The organism is Amycolatopsis lexingtonensis, assembly GCF_014873755.1.
In the GTDB taxonomy this organism is placed as follows: domain Bacteria; phylum Actinomycetota; class Actinomycetes; order Mycobacteriales; family Pseudonocardiaceae; genus Amycolatopsis; species Amycolatopsis lexingtonensis.
In genome coordinates this window covers 3,208,811-3,231,683 of sequence record NZ_JADBEG010000001.1, presented here as the reverse complement: position 1 = coordinate 3,231,683, position 22,873 = coordinate 3,208,811, and the positions used below count along the sequence as shown (strand labels likewise).

17 protein-coding genes are annotated in these 22,873 nt (G+C 70.4%); 9 read left to right on the top strand and 8 right to left on the bottom strand.

The features are described 5' to 3' along the window. Window positions 1-4: 4 nt before the first annotated feature. Genes H4696_RS14675 through H4696_RS14665 form a run of 3 tightly spaced genes read right to left on the bottom strand, consistent with a single transcriptional unit; the run spans window position 5 to window position 3,133 of the window. A complete protein-coding gene (locus H4696_RS14675; RefSeq protein WP_086862840.1) occupies window positions 5-880 on the bottom strand; it encodes a carbohydrate ABC transporter permease in 876 nt (291 codons plus the stop codon). Further along, on the bottom strand, window positions 870-1,778 hold the full coding sequence (locus H4696_RS14670; protein ID WP_086862841.1) for a carbohydrate ABC transporter permease: 909 nt from the start codon (window positions 1,776-1,778) through the stop codon (window positions 870-872). Before H4696_RS14670 ends, H4696_RS14675 begins: the two co-directional genes overlap by 11 nt. Beyond that, window positions 1,775-3,133: an ABC transporter substrate-binding protein gene (locus H4696_RS14665; protein WP_192782314.1), complete on the bottom strand. Its 1,359-nt coding sequence runs from the start codon at window positions 3,131-3,133 to the stop codon at window positions 1,775-1,777. Before H4696_RS14665 ends, H4696_RS14670 begins: the two co-directional genes overlap by 4 nt. Window positions 3,134-3,357: 224 nt before the next feature. Here H4696_RS14665 and H4696_RS14660 point away from each other — a divergent pair, with 224 nt between their 5' ends. Both H4696_RS14660 and H4696_RS14655 read left to right on the top strand, forming a co-directional pair. Continuing rightward, on the top strand, window positions 3,358-4,080 hold the full coding sequence (locus H4696_RS14660; RefSeq protein WP_169735107.1) for a FadR/GntR family transcriptional regulator: 723 nt from the start codon (window positions 3,358-3,360) through the stop codon (window positions 4,078-4,080). Between the two features lie 95 nt (window positions 4,081-4,175). Beyond that, the gene (locus tag H4696_RS14655) at window positions 4,176-4,601 is read left to right on the top strand and encodes an ATP-binding protein (RefSeq protein ID WP_086863367.1); all 426 of its coding nucleotides are present in this window, start codon (window positions 4,176-4,178) and stop codon (window positions 4,599-4,601) included. A gap of 10 nt (window positions 4,602-4,611) precedes the next feature. Here the strand turns inward: H4696_RS14655 and H4696_RS14650 are convergent, their stop codons facing one another. The 3 genes from H4696_RS14650 to H4696_RS14640 are packed head-to-tail and all read right to left on the bottom strand — an operon-like array spanning window position 4,612 to window position 8,652. Further along, window positions 4,612-5,172, bottom strand: a complete 561-nt coding sequence (locus tag H4696_RS14650; protein ID WP_086863368.1) for a DJ-1/PfpI family protein — start codon at window positions 5,170-5,172, stop codon at window positions 4,612-4,614. Between the two features lie 10 nt (window positions 5,173-5,182). Beyond that, window positions 5,183-6,265: an RICIN domain-containing protein gene (locus H4696_RS14645; protein WP_086863369.1), complete on the bottom strand. Its 1,083-nt coding sequence runs from the start codon at window positions 6,263-6,265 to the stop codon at window positions 5,183-5,185. Between the two features lie 17 nt (window positions 6,266-6,282). Then, on the bottom strand, window positions 6,283-8,652 hold the full coding sequence (locus H4696_RS14640) for an RICIN domain-containing protein (RefSeq protein WP_192782313.1): 2,370 nt from the start codon (window positions 8,650-8,652) through the stop codon (window positions 6,283-6,285). A 260-nt stretch (window positions 8,653-8,912) separates the two neighbouring features. Here H4696_RS14640 and H4696_RS51240 point away from each other — a divergent pair, with 260 nt between their 5' ends. From H4696_RS51240 to H4696_RS14605, 7 genes are all read left to right on the top strand, one after another. Further along, a complete protein-coding gene (locus tag H4696_RS51240; RefSeq protein WP_249027037.1) occupies window positions 8,913-9,656 on the top strand; it encodes a FadR/GntR family transcriptional regulator in 744 nt (247 codons plus the stop codon). Between the two features lie 179 nt (window positions 9,657-9,835). Further along, window positions 9,836-11,008 (top strand): ThuA domain-containing protein, encoded by a 1,173-nt coding sequence (locus H4696_RS51235; protein ID WP_420831499.1) that lies wholly within the window; start codon window positions 9,836-9,838, stop codon window positions 11,006-11,008. 37 nt (window positions 11,009-11,045) lie between these two features. Continuing rightward, window positions 11,046-13,919 carry a PQQ-dependent sugar dehydrogenase gene (locus H4696_RS14625; protein ID WP_086861388.1) on the top strand — a complete coding sequence of 958 codons (2,874 nt, stop codon included), beginning with the start codon at window positions 11,046-11,048 and terminating at the stop codon, window positions 13,917-13,919. Window positions 13,920-14,098: 179 nt separating this feature from the next. Beyond that, window positions 14,099-15,391, top strand: coding sequence for an extracellular catalytic domain type 1 short-chain-length polyhydroxyalkanoate depolymerase (locus H4696_RS14620; RefSeq protein WP_086861387.1), 1,293 nt, complete (start codon window positions 14,099-14,101; stop codon window positions 15,389-15,391). Window positions 15,392-15,412: 21 nt separating this feature from the next. Beyond that, the gene (locus H4696_RS14615) at window positions 15,413-16,774 is read left to right on the top strand and encodes an RICIN domain-containing protein (protein WP_192782312.1); all 1,362 of its coding nucleotides are present in this window, start codon (window positions 15,413-15,415) and stop codon (window positions 16,772-16,774) included. 67 nt (window positions 16,775-16,841) lie between these two features. After that, window positions 16,842-17,861, top strand: a complete 1,020-nt coding sequence (locus tag H4696_RS14610) for a LacI family DNA-binding transcriptional regulator (RefSeq protein WP_086859707.1) — start codon at window positions 16,842-16,844, stop codon at window positions 17,859-17,861. A 61-nt stretch (window positions 17,862-17,922) separates the two neighbouring features. After that, window positions 17,923-19,380, top strand: a complete 1,458-nt coding sequence (locus H4696_RS14605; RefSeq protein ID WP_249026986.1) for an arabinofuranosidase catalytic domain-containing protein — start codon at window positions 17,923-17,925, stop codon at window positions 19,378-19,380. 336 nt (window positions 19,381-19,716) lie between these two features. On the opposite strand, the gene H4696_RS14600 is transcribed toward H4696_RS14605, so the two are convergent. Continuing rightward, window positions 19,717-21,342 carry a glycoside hydrolase family 27 protein gene (locus H4696_RS14600; RefSeq protein ID WP_086858360.1) on the bottom strand — a complete coding sequence of 542 codons (1,626 nt, stop codon included), beginning with the start codon at window positions 21,340-21,342 and terminating at the stop codon, window positions 19,717-19,719. A 22-nt stretch (window positions 21,343-21,364) separates the two neighbouring features. After that, window positions 21,365-22,714: a glycoside hydrolase family 43 protein gene (locus tag H4696_RS14595; protein ID WP_249026933.1), complete on the bottom strand. Its 1,350-nt coding sequence runs from the start codon at window positions 22,712-22,714 to the stop codon at window positions 21,365-21,367. Window positions 22,715-22,873: the final 159 nt, after the last annotated feature.

Below are 22,873 nucleotides of genomic sequence, written 5' to 3'. Positions count from 1 at the left end.
GCGGTCACTCCTTGGTCGCGCCGGCGAGCATCCCGGCTACCAGGAAACGTTGGGAGAACAGGAAGACGACGAGCACCGGGGTGATCGCGAGCAGGGTGGCCAGCGCGAGTTCGGGACGCTGGACCGCCGCGGTGCCGACGGTCGGGTTGAACTGGGGCACGGCGTCGAGCAGGGTGCCCAGGCCGACCTGGACGGGGAACTGGTCGCTTTCCGGGAGCAGGACGTAGGGCAGGAAGTAGTTGGTCCAGTTGGCGACGAAGCTGAAGAAGCCGACGAGCGCCACCACCGGGGCGGCCAGCGGCAGGGCGATGTGGCGGAACACGCCGAACGGCGAGCAGCCGTCGAGCCTCGCCGCGTCGATCAGGTCGCGGGGGAGCGCGGTGCTGAAGTAGATGTAGGTCAGGTAGACCCCGAACGGGTAGAACGAATACGGCAGGATGATCGACCACATCGAACCGATCAGGTGCACGGCGTTCGCCTCGAGGAACAGCGGCACCACCAGCGTAGCGTTCGGCATCAGCATGACCACCAGCGTCGCGACGAGCAGCGTCTGCCGACCGCGGAACTCGGTCATCGCCAGGGCGTAGCCGGCCGGGATCGCCACGCACAGCGTGATCGCGAGCGCGAGGAACGAGTACGTCGCGGAGTTGCCCAGCCACCGGAGGATCGCGTTGTCCCCGAAGGAGGTCAACGCGGTCCAGTTCGCCCCGAGCGCCTCCCACGAGCCGAACGACAGCGGGTTTCCGTGCACGAGCTGGTCGTCGGTCTTGGTGGCGGCCAGCAGCAGCCACAGCACCGGCAGCACGAAGAAGATCACGAACAGCGCGAGCACCACGACCGACAGCGGGTTCGGCAGCTTCCGCCCGGGGCTACTCGGCATCGAAGAACCCCGACCGGGCGACGAACACGCCGGCGACGACGACGCTGATCACCAGCAGCTCGACCGAGATGGCCGCGGCCGTGTTCACGTTGTTGTTCTGGAACGCGAAATCGTAGGACAGCTGGTTGAGCGAGTAGTCGCGCCCGGCGACGCCGACACTCGCCTGCGAGAGCAGCTGCGGTTCGACGAACAGCTGGGTGCCGCCGGCGAAGGCGAGGATCACCATGTAGACGATCCACTTGCGCAGCAGGGGGATCTGGATGCGCCACGCGGTCTGCCACGCGCCCGCGCCGTCGATCCGCGCCGCTTCCAGCAGGTTGGGAGAGATAGTGTTCAGCGCGCCGTACATCACGACGATCCAGCCGCCCGCCCCGGTCCAGAACGCGATCACGGTGAACAGGACCGGCAGGTGCCCGGGCGCGACGACCTGGCCGAAGGTGTCGAACCCGAACGCCTGCAGCAGGAAGCTCACCGGGCTCACCGACGGGTCCAGCATGAACAGCCAGACCAGCACGCTCGCCGCGCCCGCCAGCGCACCGGGGATGTAGTAGAGGAAACGCAGGGCGGTGCCGGCCGCGCGGGAGCTCAGGCGGTGCAGCAGCAGGGCCAGCCCGACGACGAGCACCACCAGCGAAACCAGCCAGCACAGCAGGTACAGCGCCACGTGACCGACCGCGGGCAGGTACCGGAAGTCCTCGGCGGCCTCGACGAAGTTCGACAGGCCGGCGAAGCGGTCGCCCGCGTCGGTGAACGCGAAGTACACGGCGTACACCGTGGGCACGACCCCGAACGCGACCAGCAGGACGACGTAGGCGGCGACGAAGGAGTGCCCGGCCCGGCCCGGCCAGTGCGTCCGCCGCCGGGCCGGTGCGGCGGCCGGCCGGGTGGCCGTGCTCATTGCCCGACCTCGTAGCCGTTGGACCGCGCGTGGTCGGTGATCGCCTTCTGCCATTCGGGGAGGAGGGAGACGATCGACTTGCCCGCGGTCTGGCCGGGGGTGACTGTCGCGGCCCAGATCGCCTCCTGGCTGAACTGCCCGTAACCCCAGCCGGGCCACACCTGCGCGGCCGCCGTCTGCAGCGGCGCGGTGATGTCGCCGGCGTAGTAACCGCTGGAGGTCTGCTTCGCCAGCCAGGCCTTGGCCGCGGTCGTGTGCGCCGGGTAGCCCGGCGCGACCTGGCCCTGGTAGTCGGGCGCGGTGGTCACCCAGGTGAGGAAGTCGGTGGCGTCCTTGAGGTTGGCGCTGTGCGCGGACAGCAGCCAGGTGCCGCCGCCGACGTTGCCGACCGACGGCGCCGTTTCGCCCGCCCACTGGGGCATCGGCGCGACGGAGATCTGGCCCTTGGGCGTCTTCAGTGACTCCTGGAAGATCGAACCGCCGAACCAGGACGGGCCCGGCAGCATGAGGATCTTGTGGCCGGAGTTCTTGTCGAAGTCCGAGCTGAACACGCTGCTGGTGGACATCGTCTTGTTCTGGACCAGCGTGTCGAGCAGTCCGGCCATCCGGGTGCAGGCCGGGCTGGTGGTGACGACCTTGACCTTCTTCGGGCCGGTGATCTCGTTGGCGCCGCACTTGCCGGCCCACAGGTAGATCTCCGGGGTGAAGCTGTCCCCGGCCGTGCCGACCAGGTAGCCGGGGTGCTCGGTGGCGACGCGCCGGCCCAGCGCTTCGTACTCCTCCCAGGTCTTGGGCACCTGGTAGTTCCACTGCCGCATCAGCGAGGCGTTGTACCAGAGCACGGTCTGGGCGAGGTCGTTGCGCAGGCAGTAGAGCGTGCCGTCCACCGTGCACGGGTCGTTGGCGCCGGAGGCCCACCCGCTCAGCATGGCGGCCGGGATCTGCCCCTTGTTCAGCGGCGCGGTGAAGCCGGCCTGCACCGCCCAGGAGGTCTCGTTGTTCTGGGTGCTGAACACGACGTCGGGCCAGCCGCTGCGGGTGCGGTTGAACAGGCTCACCTTGGTCTGCAGGTAGTTCGAGCCGTTGGCGTCGCCGTCGTAGGTGACGATGTTCAGCTGCACCGCCGGGTGCTGCTTCTGGTACAGCTGCGCGGCGGGCAGCCGTGTCGAGTCGACCCACACGGTGAGCGGGCCGCCGGTCTGCGGCGCCGGCTGGAACTCGCTCTGGGCGCCGGTGCCGGTGCCGCCGTTCCCGCACGCCGTGACCGCGGCGAGGACGGCCGTGACACCGAGCACCAGTCCCGCGGACCGGCGGCGGCGGGGTGATCTCCGGGCTCCTGGGGCTGAGGTCGTCATGAGCTGCTCCACTCCATCGTGGGGGCCCGCGGGTCAACCTGATCAGGCAACGTCATCCGGCTATGTGTGTGACACATCGCGCGATGTCGGCGGGGTGCCGTCTATCAGAGTCGGTTGTCTGCCTGGAGTCAAGAGGGTGCGGCTCGATAAATGTGTAGTACTTATTCTTCGAGGGCTGCGGCAAAGGTATGCTTCATTGTCGCCGAGGGTGAAGGAGCCGAGTGATGGACGGCGCGCCGTCGTACCGGCCGGGCTACGAGCTCGTGGCCGAGCGGATCCTCCGGCTCATCGCCGAGCTCCGGCTGCTGCCGGGCGACCGCATGCCCACCGAGAACGAGCTGGCCGCCCGGCTGGGCAGCTCCCGCACGGTGGTGCGCGAGGCGGTCAAGATCCTTTCCGCGATCGGCCGGGTGCGGGCCCAGAAGGGGCGCGGCCTCTACGTCGCCGACGACGAGGGGATGCTCGGCTCGGCGTTCTGGGGCGGGCTGTTCCTGCCGACCGACCTCGACCACGTCTACCTGCTGTTCGAGTTCCGCCGGGTCCAGGAGCTGGCCGCCGTCCGGCTGGCGGCGTCCCGGGCCACCCCCGTCGAGCTGCGGACGATCGAGGCGGCGGCGGAAACCTGCCGACAGGGACTCCTGACCGGCGAGGCGGCGCTGTTCGACCGCGGGGACGACGAGTTCCACCTCGGCATCGCGGCCGCGTCCCACAACCGGTTCCTCCTGGAGGCCGTCCGCGAAGCGCGCCGGCTGCAGCATCAGTGCAGCACGATCGGGCTGCACGGCACCGTCGGCGGGCACGCGGCCGAGGCGGTCGGCGAGCACGCCGCGATCCACCGGGCGATCCGGGACGGCGACCCGGAAGCCGCCGCGCGGGCCACCGCGGTCCACCTCGACAACACCCTCGAGGACTACCGGCGCGAGATCCGGCGGCGCGTCTTCGGCTGACCCCGATGGTTGAGCCGGCGCTCTGCGGGGAATGGCTGAGGTGCGGACGTCTTCACCAGCGAGGACGGCGAGCCCCGGGGAGGGGTGGTGTCCCCATGCCCGAAACGGACGGCGAGCGCGGCGCCCCGGCGCCGTGGGCGATGGACCTGCGGGGCACCACCGCCCCGGCGCTCGTGGGCATCCGGCGGTGGGCGTCCCGCGCGCTGGCCCACGTCGGCGACGACCACCTGGGGGACGTGCTGCTGGTGGCCACCGAGCTGGTGACCAACGCCTACGACCACGGCAAGGGGCCGGTGCAGGTCCGGATGAGCCGCACCGCGCGGCCGTGCCGGGTCCGGATCGAGGTGGAGGACAACTGCCTGGAGCACCCGGTCGTCGTGACTCCGTCGGCGGACACGCCCGGTGGCCGGGGCATGCAGATCGTGGCCAAGCTCGCCGCCGCCTGGGGCGTGCGGGAACACCGCGCGAGCGGCGGCAAGACCGTGTGGGCGGAAGTGCCCTGCGACGGGGCCGAGGGGTGACGGACACGGCCTAAGCCGGGCTCGCCTTCTCGAGCAGCCGGAGGAAAGCGCGGGACCACTCGGGCAGGTCGGGCCAGCCGCGGCAGGACACCATCGTGCCGTCGACGACGTCGGGTGCGTCGGCGAACGTGGCGCCCGCCTGCTCCACGTCCGGCTTCAGGGGCGGGAAGGCGGCCGTGGTGCGGCCGCGGAGGAGACCCAGCGCCGCCGGGACCTGGGCGCCGTGGCAGATCGTGCCGACCGGGAGGTCGCGCTCGAAGAAGGGCGGGACGATCCGGGCCACCTCCGGGTCGGTCCGCAGGTACTCCGGGGCGCGGCCGCCGGGGATCACGAGCGCGTCGAAATCGCCGGGGTCCACGTCGGCGAACGCCAGGTCGACCGGGAGCAGGTGCCCCGGCTTCTCGGTGTAGGCGTCCCACCCGGGCTCGAAGTCGTGGACCACGAGGTGCACCGGGCGCGTCGTGGGCGCGGCCACGACCGCCTCGTGGCCGCCTTCGCGCAGGCGGAAGATCGGGTACATCGAGTCGAGTTCCTCGGCGGCGTCCCCGGTCAGGATCAGCACCCGGGCCATGTCGTGCCTCCTAGCGCAGTGTCCACTGCTGGTTCGCCTGCCCGCTGCAGGTCCAGAGGACCAGCTGGGTGCCGTTGGCGGTGCCCTGCCCGTACGCGTCGAGGCAGAGTCCCGACTGGACGCCGGTGATCGTGCCGTTCGCGGCGACGGTCCACTGCTGGTTGGTCTGCCCGTGGCAGTCCCAGACGATCACCGGGGTGCCGTTCGTGGTCCCGTGGCCGGACGCGTCGAGGCACTTCGTCCCGCCGACGGTCAGCGTCTGGCCGGACCGGGTCCACGCCTGGCCGGCCTGCCCGCCGCAGTCCTGCAGCCGTACCTGGGTCCCGTTGGCCGCGCTCGCGGCGTCCACGCACCGGCCCGACTGCGCGCCGACGATCTGCCGCGCCGCGGACGTCCCGGGGTTGCCGATGCTCCCGGGCACGGCCTTCAGCGCGCTGAACCAGGTGGCGGCCATCTTGTCGTAGCCGGTGGCCGTGGGGTGGATGCCGTCGGTCAGGTCGCCGGTGGTCAGCGCCGAGTGCATGTCGACCAGATGTACGTGCTTGCCGGCGTTCTGGTTGTTCGCCACGATGCCGGGGATCGCGGAGTTGAACGTGCGGGCCGCGGACTCCTGCCCGGCGTTGGCGAGCGGGATGATCGTGGCGACGAAGACCTCGGCGTCCGGTGCGGTCGCGGTGATGTGGTCGATCAATCCGGACAGCCGGGCGGGCGCGCGGCCGACGTCGTAGTTCTGCAGGATGTCGTTGGTGCCGATGTGCAGCAGGACCGTGTGCGAGCCGGTGTTGCGCAGCCAGGTGACGACGTTCGCGTCGATCTGGTCGATGCGCCAGCCCGGGTGGCCCTCGTGGTCGTGGTCGCCGAGGGCGGCCGGCCCGTTGTACTGCGAGCCGGTGAAGTCGACCTGGTAGCCGCCCGCGCTCAGGCGTTGCCACAGCCCGATCCGGTACCCGCCGGGGACCTGGGTGCCTTCGGTGATGGAGTCGCCCAGCGGCATGACCCGGACCCCGCCGTTGGATTCGGCGGCCGCCGGGGTGCCCGGGAGGAACGCGCTCAGGAACAGGGCGGTCGCGGCCGCGATGAGCCGGATTCTCATGGTTCTCCTCGAATCGGTCAGCCGAAGGTCCACTTCTGATTGGCTTGCCCGGTGCACGTCCAGAGCCGGACGGCGGTGCCGTTGGCGGTACCGCTGCCGGTCACCTCGAGGCACAGTCCTGATTGGACACCGGTGATGGTGCCGGCCGAAGTGACCTGCCAGCGCTGGTTCGCGCCGCCGTTGCAGGTCCAGGTGACGACCTTGGTGCCAGGGGTGGTGCCCTGGCCGGAGGCGTCCAGGCAGCGGGTGCTGTCGCCGCCGTAGACGGTCAGCTCGCCCGCGGTGGTCCGGGTCCAGGACTGGTTGGCACCGCCGTTGCAGTCCCAGATCTGCACCTGGGCGCCGGGGGTGGTGCTCGCGCCGTTGACGTCCAGGCACTTGCCCGCCCCGGCCGCGCGCACCGGGCTCGCGGCCGTCCCGGTGCCGCCCGGGCCCGCGGCGGCGATGACCTGCTGCGCGCCCGAAGGCCAGTTGGTGCCGCTCACCTGGACGTTGCCGCTCAGGACGTTGTTGTGCGGCGGCCCGGTGGCCACGTTCGTCGCGCCGCCGTTGTACCAGTTGCCGCTGAAGGTGCTGTCGCTGGTGTTGTTGCTGCCGCCGGCGTTGGTGAAGGCCCACACGCCGGAGTCCTGGATCACGTTGGCCGACAGGGAAACGTAGCGGGAGCCCTCGTCGAGGTACAGGCCGACGGTGTGGTTGTTGTCGAAGACGTGGTTGTGGTCTATGGAGCTGCCGGGGTTGGCGGAGAGGTTGTAGATGCTGCCGCCGTCGTGCATGAGCTTCTTGGTGCCGTGCACCCGGTTGTAGCTGACGACGGTGTCCCGCAACGTCGTCGGGGTGGAGTACACGGGCTGGTAGTTGTAGAGACCGCGGTTGCGGTAGTCCTGGCTGCCGCCCGGGTCGTTCGCGCCCCAGCCCCAGCCGACGTCGATGCCGTCGTAGGTCAGGTTCGCCACGTCGTTGTGCGTGATCACGGCGTGCGTGACGTAGGTCGACAGGATGCCGGCCATTTCCCGGTAGTCGAGGGCGACCCGGCTGACCGTGTTGCCCGACAGCGTGATGTCGCGGTTGGTCATCGCCGCGTTCGAGGGGTGGTGGGCGTCCGGCCGCACGCCGCCGACGACGATGCCCGCGCCCGAGTTCTCGGTGAAGGTGTTCCGGTCCACGACGATCGACGACGCCCCGAGGCCGATCCCGGACGCGTGGGCGTTCGCGTCGTTGCCGATACCCAGCGCCACCTGCCCGAGGTGGCTGAAGGTGTTGCCGCTGAAGGTGATCCCGGTGGCGGCCGAGACCTGCACGGCGGCCGGGGCCTGCGCCCAGCCGTTGCGGGCCCCTTCGAACAGCGGGCAGCCCGACTGGCACGAGCTCAGGAAGTCGCCCGGCATCGGCGCCGCGGCGGGGAGGAACGTGCCGCTCTGCTGGTTGGCGTAGCCGACCGAAGTGCCCGGCGTGAGCCACGTCGTGTGCTCGAAGTGCAGGCCCTGGAACGTGATTCCCCGCACCGGACTGTCGTACGTGCCGCTGATCTGCAGCAGCGACGTCAGCCGGGGGAGCTCGACGTCGTGGTCGCCGGGCACCCAGCCCGCCGGTGCCTTGTAGTAGAGCTGACCGGCCTGCGGGTCCAGGTACCACTGGCCGGCGTTCTTGAGGAACGAGTAGGAGTTCTCCAGGAACAGCTGGCCGCCGCCGAAGGGTTTGGCGAGGGTGTCGTAGCCCCAGTTGTTGTTGTTCCACGCGGGTTGCTGCATGACGATCGAGGTGCCGCTGACGTGGTCGACGGGGGAGTAGCGGTCGGTGAAGGAGTTCTGGCTCTCCACCTCGATCCGGTTCTGCCGCGGCAACGTCGCCAGGTAGTTCAGCGCGGAGTTCACGATGGTCATGCCGCTGGTGGTGATCTGCACGTCGCCGCGCGAGATCGGGATCGCCGCGCGCGGCGCCAGCGCCCCGTCCACGAACAGCTGCCGCGAGTCGGTGCCCTGCGGCACGGCGGCCGCCCAGATGTTCTGGCCGGCGTCCTGCACCGCCCAGCCGGTGACCTGGGTGCCGCCGGAGAGGATCGGCGCGTGGCCGGCCGCGGCCTGCCAGGTGACGGTGTGGCCGTTCTGCCCCGAGTCGGCACCGGTGAACTTCAGCGGGGCGGAAAGCCGATAGGTGCCACCGGCGAGCTGCACGACCACGTCGGAGGCGCCCGACTGGGCGCGGGCCAGCTGCTGGGCCTTCGCCGGGGTGGCGACCGGCTGCTCGGGGGTACCGGGGTTGGCGTCGTCACCCGTGGGTGCCACGGCGATGGTGACGGTCGCGGCGTGGGCGGGCGGCGCGGCCACCGCGGTCACCAGAAGCGCGGTGACGAGTGCGGCGGCCGCGGAACCGGTGCGCGGCGGCATGGTGGGAACCTCTCCGGGGACGGGATCGTGCCGCTCGACGGTCCACAGTGGATCGGACAGGTCGAGGGAAGGATGTGTACGACTCATACGAGGTCATCGGGTGACCGCCGTCAAGAGGTGTGCCGGCCCGGTGTTCGCCTTCGACACTTTCACCTGTGGGAACGTATGTAAGTTTCATTCCGGCTCTCGCCGGTGTTGACCGCACGGCAGGGCGGCGAGGTACAGTCACTGGCCGGAGCCCGGTGAGTCATACTCATCGGGTGACTCGTGACGAGGAGACCGCACCGCCTGCCCCGTACCGGCCCGGCTACGAAGTGGTGGCCGAGCAGATCCTGCAGCTGATCGCCGAGCTGGAACTGAAACCCGGTGACCGGATGCCGACGGAGGTCGAGCTGGCGGCGCGGATGGGAACCAGCCGGACCGTGGTGCGGGAGGCCGTCAAGATCCTCTCGGCGATCGGCCGGGTGCGAGCGCACAAGGGGCGTGGGCTGTATGTGTCCGACGACGAGGGCATGCTCGGCGCTTCCCGCTGGGGCGGCTTCTTCCTGCCCGCCGACCTCGACCACGTCTACATGCTTTTCGAATTCCGCCGGGTCCAGGAGACCGCGGCCGGCCGGCTGGCGGCGACGAACGCCACCCCGGTCGAGCTGCGTGCGATCGAGACCGCCGCCGAGACCTGCCGTCACGGCCACCTGACCGGCCAGAGCGCGCTGTTCGACCGCGGCGACGACGACTTCCACCTCGCGATCGCCACCGCGTCCCACAACCAGTTCCTCGTCGCTGCCGTGCGCGAAGCCCGCCGCCTGCAACGCCAGACGAACATCATCGGGATGTCCGGCGCGGTCGGCGGCCACGCGTCCGACGCCGTCGAAGAGCACGCCGCCATCTTCCGGGCGATCCGGGACGGCGACCCGGAGGAGGCGGCCCGTGCGGCCGCCATCCACCTCGACAACACCCTGGAGGACTACCGGCGGGAGATCCAGCGGCGCCTCTTCGACCGATGAGCACGGCACCGCCGTGCTCATTCCTTTGTGGACTCAGCAGCGGGATTGCGTAAGTTTCACCGAGCATTGACCTTTGCCGCCAAGCACTCTTATCTTGGCTCTTACCCGTTCGGTCGGTAGCTGAACGATTCCGGAGCGCGCACCCCGCACGCTCCTCGCGCTCCTGAAGAGGAGTACCCGTGACGACGCTGTCCCGTGCTCTCCGCGTGGTTTTCCCGCTCGCCGCACTGATCCTGGCGTTCGCGGCGCCCGTTCCCACCGCGAACGCGGCGGCCTTCAAAGTGCTGGTGTTCTCCAAGACCACCGGATTCCGGCACGACTCCATCCCGGCCGGGATCGCCGCGATCCGGCAACTGGGCCAGCAGAACGACTTCGCGGTGGACGCCACCGAGGACGACGCGGTGTTCACCGACGCCGGCCTGGCCCCGTACGCCGCCGTGGTCTTCCTGTCCACGACCGGCGACCCGGTCGGCACGCAGGCCGGGAAGGACGCCTTCCGGCGCTACATCGAGCACGGCGGCGGCTTCGCCGGCATCCACGCCGCGTCCGACAGCGGCTACGACTGGACCTGGTACGGCCAGCTCGTCGGGGCCTACTTCAAGCAGCACCCGGCGCAGCAGAACGCGCTCGTCAAGGTCGAAGACGCGAACCACCCGTCCACGCAAGGGCTGCCGGCCCAGTACACCCGCTACGACGAGTGGTACGACTTCCGGGCCAACCCGCGTCCCTCGGTCCACGTTCTGACCACTGTGGACGAATCGAGCTACTCGGGCGCCACGATGGGCGCGGACCACCCCATGACGTGGTGCCACGACTTCGACGGCGGCCGTGCCTGGTACACCGGCATGGGCCACACGATCGAAAGCTTCAGCGAACCGAACTTCCTGCACCTGCTGCTGGGCGGGATCCGGACCGCGGCCGGGGCGGTCCCCGCCGACTGTTCGGTCGCCACCACGCCGCCGCCGTCGGGCAAGCAGATCGTGGGCGCGCAGTCGGGCCGGTGCGTGGAGGTGCCGAACGCTTCGACGGCGAACGGGACGCAGGTGCAGCTGCGGGACTGCGTGGCGGGCCAGGCGAACCAGACGTGGACCTACACCGCGGGCAAGCAGCTGACGGTGTACGGCAACAAGTGCCTGGACGCCTCCGGCCGCGGCACGGCCAACGGCACCCCGGTGATCATCTGGGACTGCACCGGGCAGTCCAATCAGCAGTGGAATGTTAACGCGAACACGATTACCGGCGTCCAGTCGAACCTGTGCCTGGACGCCTCCGGCCGCGGTACGGCCAACGGCACGAAGATCATCCTGTGGTCCTGCGGTGGGCAGGCCAACCAGCAGTGGACCCTGCGCTGACCCCGTCCCACCCCCGGCTGCCTCGAGGAGACCTGTCATGTCCGGATTTTCCGCGCTGCGCCGCGGCGCGCTGGCGGTGGCCGGGGTACTGGCCGCCGCGCTGGTCCCGGTGCTCGCGACCCCCGTGAACGCCGCCGCACCGGCCGCCGCGGCGGCGCTGCCGCCGGACTCGAAGTTCCAGAAGGTCACCCTGCACACCGAAACGGCCAACCCGATGGCGCTCGACGTGGCCCCGGACGGGCGGGTCTTCTACATCGACCGGCTCGGGGACGTGAAGGTCGTCAAGCCGAACGGCACCACGGTCCTTTCCACGCACCTCGACGTCTTCACGGCCAACGAGTCCGGCGGGCTCAACATCGCGGTGGACCCGGGTTTCGCGACGAACCAATGGGTGTACGTCTACTACTCGCCGAACAGCGCCGGCAACGTCGACCGGCTGAGCCGCTTCACCGTCACCGGCGACACCATCGACCGGTCGACCGAGAAGGTCGTGCTGGACGTGCCGGTGCAGCGCGCCGAATGCTGCCACCACGGCGCGGGCATGGTCATCGACAAGAAGAACGGGAACCTGTGGCTGTCGCCGGGTGACAACACCAACCCCTTCGCCTCGGACGGCTACAGCCCGCTCGACCGGCGTTCCGGGCGGGCGTACTGGGACGCCGAACGCACCGCGGGCAACACCAACAGCCTGTCCGGCAAGGTCCTGCGGATCCACCCGGAGACGAACGGCACCTACACGATCCCGTCGGGCAACCTGTTCGCACCCGGCACGGCGAACACCCGCCCGGAGATCTACACGATGGGTGAGCGCAACCCGTTCCGGATGGGCCTCGACCCGAAGACCGGCTACCCGCTGGTCGCCAACTACGGCCCGGACGCCGGGTCGGCCAACGCGAACCGCGGGCCGGAGAACACCGTGGAGTGGGACGTCGTCAGCAAGCCCGGCAACGCCGGCTGGCCGTTCTGCATCGGCCCGAACCTGGCCTACAACCAGTACGACTTCGCCACCGGCACCTCCGGCGCGAAGTTCGACTGCGCGGGCGGCCCGACCAACAGCTCGCCGAACAACACCGGCCTGACCAAGCTGCCGCCGGCCATCCCGGCGCAGGTGTACTACCACTACACCGCCGACCCGGCGCACTTCCCGCAGCTCTCCGGTGGCGCGCCGATGGCAGGCCCGGTCTACCGGTACGACCCGGACCTCGCCTCCACCCGCAAGTGGCCCGTGGACTTCGACGGCCGGGCGGTCTTCGCCGAGTGGAACACCAGCTCGATGTACACCTTCCAGCTCGACAGCGGCGGCACGAACGTCACCTCGATCGACCCGCTGCTGCCGTCGGTGAAGTTCAACCGGCCGATGGACTTCAAGTTCGGCCCGGACGGCGCGCTCTACGTCATCGAATGGGGCACCGGGTACGGCGGCGGGAACAGCGACGCGTCCATCGACCGGGTCGACTACCTCGGTGGCGGCTCCGCCGCGCCGGTCGCGAAGGCCGCCGCGGACCGCACCAGCGGGCCCGCCCCGCTCACCGTGAACTTCTCCAGCGCCGGCTCGGCCGACCCGGGCGGCTCCACGTTGCGTTACAGCTGGAACTTCGGGGACGGCACCACGTCCACCGCGGCGAACCCGAGCCACACCTACGCCGCGGGCAACTACACCGCCGTGCTCACCGTGACGAACTCGGCCGGGGCCACCGGGACCGCGAGCGTCGCGATCACCGCGGGCAACACGGCGCCGACGGTCACCATCACCGATCCACCGGCCGGCGGGCTGTTCGAGTGGGGCGACAAAGTGAACTTCGCCGTCACGGTCACCGATCCCGAGGACGGGACGATCGACTGCTCGCAGGTGACCGTCCAGGCCTACCTCGGCCACGACGAGCACGGGCACCCGCTCGACCAGTACCACGGCTGCACCGCCGAGGTGCAGACCACGCTTTCCTCGGGGCACAACGAAAACGACAACATCTTCTACGTCGTCGAAGCGTCCTACACGGACAAGGGCGGCGCCGGCGGATCGGGCCCGATCACCGGCCGCGCCCAGGTGATCCTGCAACCGAAGGTGAAGCAGGCCGAGTTCTTCACCGCCACCGGCCGCACCGCGGACGGGAAGGGCACCGACACCGCGGGCGTCACCGTGGAGGCCGCGACCGACCCGATGGGCGGCGGCAGCAGCGCGGCGTTCGTCCAGGACGGCGACTGGTGGTCCTTCGACCCGATCGCCCTGGACAACATCACCGGTCTGAGCGTCCGGGCGTCTTCGGGCGGCTCCGGCGGCACGCTCGAGGTGCGCCGCAACGCGCCGGACGGCGCACTGGTCGCCTCGGTGCCGATCACCGGCACCGGCGGCTGGCAGAACTGGCAGGACTTCGCCGTCAGCCTGGCGAGCCCGCCCACCGGTACCGGGAAGCTCTACTTCGTGGCCCGCAACCCCGCCGGCCAGGGCGGAGCCGCCTACCTGTTCAACGTCAACTGGGTGCACTTCACCGGCTCAGGCGTCGGCCAGCCGGGCACCCCGGCCTCGGGCAAGCAGATCGTGGGGACGCAGTCCGGCCGGTGCGTGGAGGTACCGAACTCCTCGACGGCCAACGGGACCCAGGTGCAGCTGCGCGACTGCGGCAGCCAGGCCGCCAACCAGCAGTGGACCTACACCAGCGGCAAGCAGCTGGTGGTCTACGGGAACAAGTGCCTGGACGCGTCCGGGCAGGGCACGGCCAACGGCACGCAGGTCATCATCTGGGACTGCCACAGCCAGGTGAACCAGCAGTGGAACGTCAACACCAACGGCACCATCACCGGCGTCCAGTCGGGGCTGTGCCTCGACGCGAACGCCCAGGGCACGGCCAACGGCACGAAAATCATCCTCTGGTCCTGCGGCGGCCAGGCCAACCAGCAGTGGAGCCTGCGATGAGACGTCTGCTCACCCTCCTTCTCCGCAGGGCTCCGGGGCGTTCCGCCAGTGTCTTGAATGAGTCATTCAGGACCTCCGAAGACCTGAATGACTCATTCAAGACGTACGGCAAGCGAGGCACCGGCGGCAGGCGGGCTCGACGGCGCGGCTTTGCCGGCGCCCTCGCGTTCCTTCTCCTCTTGCCGCTCACCGTGGTGTTCGCGGCCGCCCGGCCGGCCGAGGCCGCCACGCTGACCCGCATCACCGGGTTCGGCGCCAACCCCACCAACCTCGGCATGTACCTGTACGTGCCGGACCACGTGGCACCCAAGCCGGCCCTGCTCGTGCTGGTGCACTACTGCAGCGGTTCGGCGAGCGCGATCTTCAACGGCAACGGGCACGACTATGCGACGGCGGCCGACCGCTACGGCTACCTCGTCGTCGTGCCCGAGGCGACCCGGGACGGGCACTGCTTCGACGTGTCCACGAAAGCGGGCCTGACGCGCGACGGCGGCAGCGACTCCACCGGCATCATGGCGATGGTGGCCTGGACCCGCCAGCACTACAACGTCGACCCGGGCCGGATCGTGGTCAGCGGCTTCTCCTCGGGGGCCATGATGACGAACGTCCTGGCCGCCGAATACCCGGACGTCTTCGCCGCCGGGGCCGCGTTCTCCGGCGTGCCGGCCGGCTGTTTCGCGACCACCGACGGTTCGCTCTGGAACAGCCAGTGCTCGGGCGGCAACGTCATCAAGTCCGCGCAGCAGTGGGCCGACCAAGCCCACGCCATGTACCCGGGCTACGCCGGCAGCTACCCGCGGATGCAGCTGTGGCACGGGGACCAGGACACCACCCTGGCGTACCCGAACTACGGCGAAGAGATCAAGCAGTGGACCGCGTTGCGCGGGCTGGGCCAGACGCCGTCGGCCACCGACCACCCGCAGTCGTCGTGGACCCGGAACCGCTACGGCGGCACCGGCACCCAGGCGCCGGTCGAGGGCATCACGATCGCGGGCACCGGGCACACCCTGCCGCAGGCCGGGATGATCGCGTACGCCATCTCCTTCCTCGGCCTCGACAGCGGCGGGAGCACGACCACCGGCGCGCCGGTGCGGTCGGTGGGCGCGGGCCGGTGCCTGGACGTGCCGGGCCAGTCGACCACCCAGGGCACGCGCCTGCAGGTCTGGGACTGCCACGGCGGTACGAACCAGACTTGGACGGCCACCGCGGCCGGGGAGCTGACCGTCTATTCCGGCGGCTCGCTGCGCTGCCTGGACGCCGAGGGCGCCGGGACCTCGTCCGGCACGGCCGCGATCATCTGGGCCTGCCACGGCGGGACCAACCAGAAGTGGCAGATCGGTTCCGACGGCACCATCACCGGGGCGCAGTCCGGGCTCTGCCTGGAGCTCGCCGCGGGCGCGACCGCGAACGGCACCGCCGTGCGGCTGGGGACCTGCACCCACGGAACCACCCAGCAATGGACCCGGAACTGACCAGTGGAAGGAACTGCTGCGATGAAGCTCAGACGGCTGTTCGCGTCCGCCGCGATCGGGGCGCTGTTGATGACGCCCGGGATCGGCACCGCTCAAGCCGCCGTTCCCGCCGCGCCGTCGGCCGCCGCCGCGGGTACCGCGGGCTGCGGGACCGCGCCCGGCTTGGCGAGCGGCAATCACACCATCTCCAGCGGCGGCCAGAACCGCAGCTACATCCTGCGGGTGCCGGCGAACTACGACAACAGCCACCCGTACCGGCTGTTCGTCGGGCTGCACTGGCGCGGTGGCACGGCCAACGACGTCGACTCCGGCGGGACCGACGGCTACAACTGGTCCTACTACGGCCTCCGGCGGCTCGCGGACACCGCGGGCAACACCACGATCTTCGTGGCGCCCCAGGGCAACGGCAACGGCTGGGCCAACCCGGGCGGCCAGGACGTCACGTTCATCGACGACCTGCTGAGGCAGCTCGAAACGGCGTTGTGCGTCGACACCTCGCAGGTTTTCGCGGGCGGCTTCAGCTACGGCGCCGCCATGAGCTACGCGCTCGCCTGTGCGCGGCCGACGGTCTTCCGCGCGGTCGCCGTCTACTCCGGCGCGAACCTCAGCGGCTGCAGCGGTGGCACCCAGCCGGTCGCCTACATCGGCATGCACGGCATCGGGGACAACGTCCTGCCCATCGCGTCCGGACGGTCACTGCGTGACCAGTTCGTCCGCAACAACGGGTGCACGCCGCAGAACCCGCCGGAGCCATCGAGCGGGAGCCACACCCACATCGTCACCGCCTACTCCGGCTGCCGGGCCGGCTACCCGGTGGTCTGGGCCGCGTTCGACGGCGGCCACGACCCCGGCCCGCGCGACGGGTGCACCTGCAGCGGCTGGCAGACCTGGACCTCGGGCGAGGTGTGGAAGTTCATCACGCAGTTCGATTCGTCGACCCCGCCGCCCGGGCCGCCGGTGCAGGTCGGGGTGAACTACACCCTGACCGCCGAGCACAGCGGCAAGCTCCTGGACGTCAGCGGCGTCTCCACCGCGGCCGGCGCCCTGCTGCAGCAGTGGCCGGCCACCGGCGGGCAGAACCAGCAGTTCGACTTCCTCGACTCCGGTGACGGGTACTACCGCATCCGGGCCCGCCACAGCGGGCTGGTGCTCCAGGTGGCCGGTTCGGGCACCGGCGCGGACATCAGCCAGCAGCCGGACTCCGGTGCCGCCGCCCAGCAGTGGCGCGTGACCGACCTGGGTGGCGGTGTCGTCAGCCTGGTCAACCGCCTGAGCGGACTGACGATGGACGTCTGGGGCGCCTCGACCGCCGACGGCGCGCGGATCTCCCAGTGGACGTCCACCGGAGGGGCCAACCAGCGATTCCGGGTCCAGCGCGCCTGAAAAGCCGCTACCCGGCGGTATCCTCGATCGAGCCCTGCAGAGACAAAGACGTCTTGGGAGAGCGAACGTGTCGTCCGTCGAGTTGCCTCAGCTCCGTCCGACCCTGGCCGATGTCGCGCGGGAGGCGGGGGTGTCGACCGCCACCGCGTCCCGCGTGCTCAACGGCTTTCCGCGGGTCCGGCCGAAAACGCGCAAGCAGGTGGAGTCGGCGATGTCGGCTCTCGGGTACGCCCGGCAGAGAGCCGCGCGGGCGACCGCGGGCCGGACCGGGTCGGTCGCGCTGGTCGTGTGCGAGGAGGTGCTGCGGCTGTTCGCCGACCCGTTCTTCGCCCGCATCTCGGCCGGTGCGGGCAAGGAGCTGACCGAAGCGGGCCTGCAGCTCGTCCTGCTCACCGTGCCGGCGACGGAGAACTACCAGGCCCCGGTGGTGCGGTACCTCGACGGTGGTCACGTCGACGGGGCACTCGTCGTCGGCATGCACGGCCGCCGTCCCCTCGACCTGGACTGGCTCGGCATCCCGGTGGTGTTCGGCGGCCGCCCGGTCGGGGGTGGCGGCTGCTCGTCGTACGTCGACGTGGACAACCGGGGTGGCGCGCAGCGGGCCACCCAGCGCCTCATCGACGCCGGCCGGCGCACGGTGGCGACCATCGCCGGCCCGCAGGACATGACCGCCGGCGTGGACCGGCTGCTCGGCTACCGGCAGGCGGTGGTGGGCGCCGGCCAGGCCGACCGCGGCCTGGTGGTGTTCGGCGACTTCGGCCAGGCCTCCGGCGAGCACGCCACCACCCGGCTGCTCGACCGCAGGCCGCACGTCGACGCCATCTTCGCCGCCTCCGACATGATGGCGGTCGGCGCGATGCGGGCGCTGCACCGCGCGGGCCGCCGGGTGCCCGGCGACGTGGCCGTCATCGGGTTCGACGACCTGCCGATCGGCCGCCGGACGGATCCGCCGCTCACCACCGTCCGCCAGCCGATCGAAGAGATGGGCGCCCGGATGACGGGTGAGCTGCTCGCGATGCTCGGCGGCTCGGCCGCGCCTCGCTGTGCCGTGCTGGACACGAAGCTCATCCTGCGCGCCACCGCCTGACGATTACTGTTAGCGCTAACAATCGCCTGCGGGGTGATCCGCAGTGCGCGAAGGAGGATTCGTGACCATTCGAGGCAACCCGGTGCGCGCCGTCCTGGTGGTGGCCACGGTGCTGGCGGCCGCGCTGGCCGGCGCCACATCGGCGTCCGCGGCGACGACGTCCCTCACGAGCGCGGCGTCGGGGCGGTGCCTGAACGTGACGGGCGGCGTCGACACGCCGGGCACGGCGCTGGAGATCCGGGACTGCACCGGCCAGGCGAGCCAGGCCTTCGAGTTCACCTCCGCCGGGGAACTGCGGGCGATGAGCGGGACGCGGTGCGTGGACGCCTACGGCAACCAGACCGCACCCGGGACGGCGGTGATCATCTGGTCCTGCACCGGCGGGGCGAACCAGCAGTGGCGGCAGAACTCCGACGGCACGATCACCGGCGTCCAGTCGGGGCTGTGCCTCGACGTCAACGGGGCTGGGACGGCGAACGGGACCGCGGTCATCCTCTGGACGTGCCACGGCCAGAGCAACCAGCGGTGGACCACGAACACCCCGCCACCGACCGGCGCGGGCCCGTGCGACATCTACGCTTCGGGCGGCACGCCGTGCATCGCCGCGCACAGCACGGTCCGCGCGCTCTACGGTTCCTACGCCGGAAACCTGTACCAGGTCCGGCGCGCGTCCGACAACACGACCCGCAACATCGGCGTCGTGGCGGCGGGTGGGGCGGCCGACGCCACGGGCCAGGATTCCTTCTGCGCGAACACTTCCTGCGTCACAACGGTGGTCTACGACCAGTCCGGCCGGGGGAACGACCTGTGGTACCAGGGGTCGAGCGTGGTGCCGGGATCCAGCCAGAGCAGCCCGGCGAAGTCGACCACGGAGTCGCTCACGATCGGCAGCCGGAAGGCCTATTCCCTGTACATCAACCCGGGCAACAGCTACTGGCGCGACGGCCACGCGACCGGCGTGCCCACCGGCAGCGCGCCCGAGGGCATGTACATGGTGACCAGCGGGACGCACGTCAACAGCGGCTGCTGCTTCGACTACGGCAACAGCGAAACGACCCGCAAGGCCGACGCCGCCGGCGCCATGGACGCGATCAACTTCGGCAAGGAGTGCTGGTTCGGCGGCTGCTCCGGCACCGGCCCGTGGGTGCAGGCCGACCTCGAGTGGGGGCTGTACCCCGGCGGCAGCCAGTCGTGGAACCCGAACCAGCGGGCGTTCGGCAGCAAGTTCGTCACGGCGGTGCTGAAGAACAACGGCACGTCGCGGTTCGCGCTGAAGGGCAGCGACGCCCAGTCCGGCAGCTTGACGACGCTGTGGGACGGAAACCTCCCGAACGGCTACAGCCCGATGAAGAAGCAGGGCGCGATCGTGCTGGGCAGCGGCGGTGACTGCTGCAAGCCTGGTGGGGGTGCGAACCTGAGCGCGGGGACGTTCTACGAAGGGGCGATGGTCGCCGGTTATCCGTCCGATGCGACAGAGAACGCGGTGCAGGCGAACATCGTGGCTGCCGGGTATCGCTGAGCTGACTGGCGGGGAGAAACCGGACGCCCGGGCCGTGGTGGACGGCCCGGGCGTCCGGCTGTGCCCGGCGTCGGTTCGTCAAGCCGGTGTTCCACACGGCCGGGTCGGTGCGGTTCGCAGCGGTGCGCCGGCGTCTTGAATGAGTCATTCAGGACGTCCGAAGACCTGAATGAGTCATTCAAGACGTGGGGCGAGCGGGTTACCGGCGGCGGAGTGGCCTGGCCGCGGGACTTTGCCGGGACCCTGTCGTCTGGTGAGGTGAACGACCCCTTCATGACGGGCGGGCGGTGACCGATGTGCTGCTGCGAGGACTGGACCTGGATGTCCCAGCCGGGTTCAGACGCGGCTCCACCGCTGGTTCGGCTGCCCGTTGCAACTCCACAGGATCGCGTGCGTCCCATTCGCCGTCGCCGCGCCCTCGGCGTCCAGGCACAGTCCGGAATGGACGTTGCGGATCGAGCCGTCCGCACCGAACGTCCACTTCTGGTTGTCCTGCCCGGAACACGGCCAGCTGATCACCCGGGTGCCGTTGGTGGTGCCCTGGTGGTCGGCGTCGAGGCACTTGTCGCCGAAGACGCGCACTTCGCCGGTTTCCCAGCTCGTCCACAGCTGGTTCGCCGCGGTCTGGCAGTCCCAGATCAGCGTGCCCGCGCCGGCGGCCGTCGAGGCGTTGTCGACGTCGAGGCAGCGGCCGGAGCCCGTGCCGCGCAGCCGGGACGTCGTCGCGGTGAGCGGGGTGCCGCCGGACACGCGGTACGCCACGGCGCCGTGGGCCGGGACGCTCGCGCTGATCGCCCCCGCGGTCGTGGACGTCGTGCCGCTCCACAGGTCGGTCAGGGTGAACGCCGTGCCGGAGAGGCCGGCCTGGGCCGCGGTCGTGCTCACCGTGGCCGTGGCGCCGCCGCGGTTGAGGAGCCCGACCGCCACCGAGCCGTCGGCCAATGCCTTGGCGAAGATCTCGACGTCGCCGTCGTCGCGGACCCGGCGGCCGCCGGCGCCGAGCCGGTCCTGGTCGACCGCCAGCAGCCGCGGGTTCCGGAGCACCGCGCTGATGTCGGCCGACATCGTGCGGATGTCGTTGCCCGCCATCAGCGGCGCGGCCATGAGCGCCCACAGCGTGAAGTGCGCGCGGGATTCGGTCAGGGACAGCCCGGGCCGGCCGACCACGAGCATGTCCGGGTCGTTCCAGTGTCCCGGCCCGGCCTGCGCGGCGAGCGGGGCGGTGACGTCGAGGACGTTGCCCACGCCCATCGGGTAGCTGTTGGTGTTGCCGTTCTGCCAGATGTCCAGCAGGTCTTCGGTGGTGCGCCAGAGGTCCGCGACCTGGCCCCAGTCGTACTTGTCGCCGGTGATGGCGTGGTAGCTGTTGGGGTTGATGCTGTAGACGATCGGGCGCCCGGTGGCGCGCACCGCGTCGCGCATCACCGTGAACCGGGCGACCTGTTCGTCGCGCGTGCCGGCGGGGGAGCACCAGTCGTACTTGAGGTAGTCCACGCCCCAGGACGCGAACGTGCGCGCGTCCTGGGCCTCGTGCCCCTGGCTGCCGGTGGACCCGGGGTAGGTACCGGTCCGCTGGGCGCAGGTGCGGTCGGTCGGCACCTGGTAGATGCCGAACTTCAGGCCCCGGCTGTGGATGTAGTCGCCCAGGGCCTTCATGCCGTTCGGGAACTTCGACGCGTTGGCGCGCAGCGCGCCCTGGGAGTCGCGTTGCGGGTCGAACCAGCAGTCGTCGACGACGACGTACTGGTAGCCCGCGTCCTTCATCCCGGACGAGACCATCGCGTCGGCCGCCTGGCGGACGGCGGTCTCGGTGACACCGCAGCCGAAGCTGTTCCAGCTGTTCCAGCCCAGCGGCGGGGTGAGCGCCGGGCTGCCGGGCGCGGCCTCGGCGCCCGTAGGCACGGTGAGCACGGCCAGTGCGGTGGCCGCGGCGGTGAGCAGGTGGCGCGGTCGAACGGGCATCGTCGCCCCTTTCCAGGAGTCGTCAGGCCGCGAACTGCCACCAGTTCACGTTGAACAGGTAGCCGCTGCCGCCGGTGAACCGGAGGTACAGGTCGTGGGTCCCGGTGGCGCCGGACACCGGGCAGGACACGCTCGTCCAGGCCTGCCAGCCACCGGTGCCCCCGACGGTGCAGGTGCCGGCCAGGGTGCCGCCGGTGCTGTCCAGCCGCAGCTCGATCCGGCCGCCGGAGGCCGCGGACGCGACTCGCGCGGTGAAGGACCGGGCGCCGGTACCGAAAGCGGCGCCCTTGACCTTGATCCAGTCGCCGTTCTCGAGGTAGCCGACGTTCATCCCGCCCTCGGTGGACGGCTCGGTCTCGACGCCGGACTCCCAGGCGATCGTCTCGGCCTCTTGCCGCGTGTACGGGTTCAGCGTGCCCACCTGCGGTGCGCCGGTGGTGGTCATGTTGATCGTCGGGATGGAGCCATCGGCGTTGTAGGCGAACTTCTCCACGGCCACCGAGCGCGTGTAGCCACCGCCGCCCGGCAAAGCACCGTTGTGGTAGAAGAAGTACGAGTTCCCGTTGAAGTCGATCACGCCCGGGTGGTTGGTGAAGCTGCTGCCCTGGGTGGGCATGACCGTCCCGCGGTAGGTCCACGGTCCGGTCGGGCCGGGCGCGGTCGAGTACCCGATGAACTCGGAGCAGCACTTCGCCGCGAACACGTTGTAGTACAAGCCGTTGCGCTTGTAGACCCAGGGGCCTTCCTCGAACAGGGTCGGCCGGTTCGCGTCCCCGGTGCGCGTGCCGAACCCGGCGGTGGTGAGCGGGATCTGGTTCACCCCACCGGAGTAGGAGATCATGTCGGCGTTCAGCTTCACGTACCACAGGTGCGGATTGCCCCAGTACAGGTAAGCCTGCCCGTCGTCGTCGACGAACACCGTGGGGTCGAACTCGCCGTTGGCGACGAGCGGGTGCCCGAGCGCGTCGCTGAACGGGCCGGTCGGGCTGGTCGACACGGCCACGCCGATGGCCATCGCGCCGGTCGCCCGGACCGTCATCGGGACGTACCAGTAGAACTTGCCGTTCCGGTAGACGGTCTGGCCCGCCCAGGCGTTGGCGCTCGCCCAGCTGAAACTGGCCAGGTTCAACGGCGATCCGTGGTCGGTCCAGTTCACCATGTCCGCCGACGACCACACCCGCCATTCCTTCATGGTGAAGTACGTCGAGGCGTCTTCGTCGTGGCCGGTGTAGAGGTAGACGCGGCCGTTGTAGACCAGTGGTGCCGGGTCGGCGGTGTAGATGGTCTGGATGATCGGGTTGTCCGCCGCGGCCACAGCCGGGAACAGCCCGAGCGCGCACAGCAGCGCGACGAGGAGGGTGACGACTTTCACGGGTGCTCCTTCGATTGTGGTCACCGTTGCTCGCGCTCCGAGGCCAGGCGAGGAGCAGTGTGGCACGCGGATGTTCACGCTCACAAGCATTTGCCGCAGCGCGTGAAAGTTACACCTCGCCCGTGCGGTGCACGCTGGGATTTCGCCGCATTCCCCGGT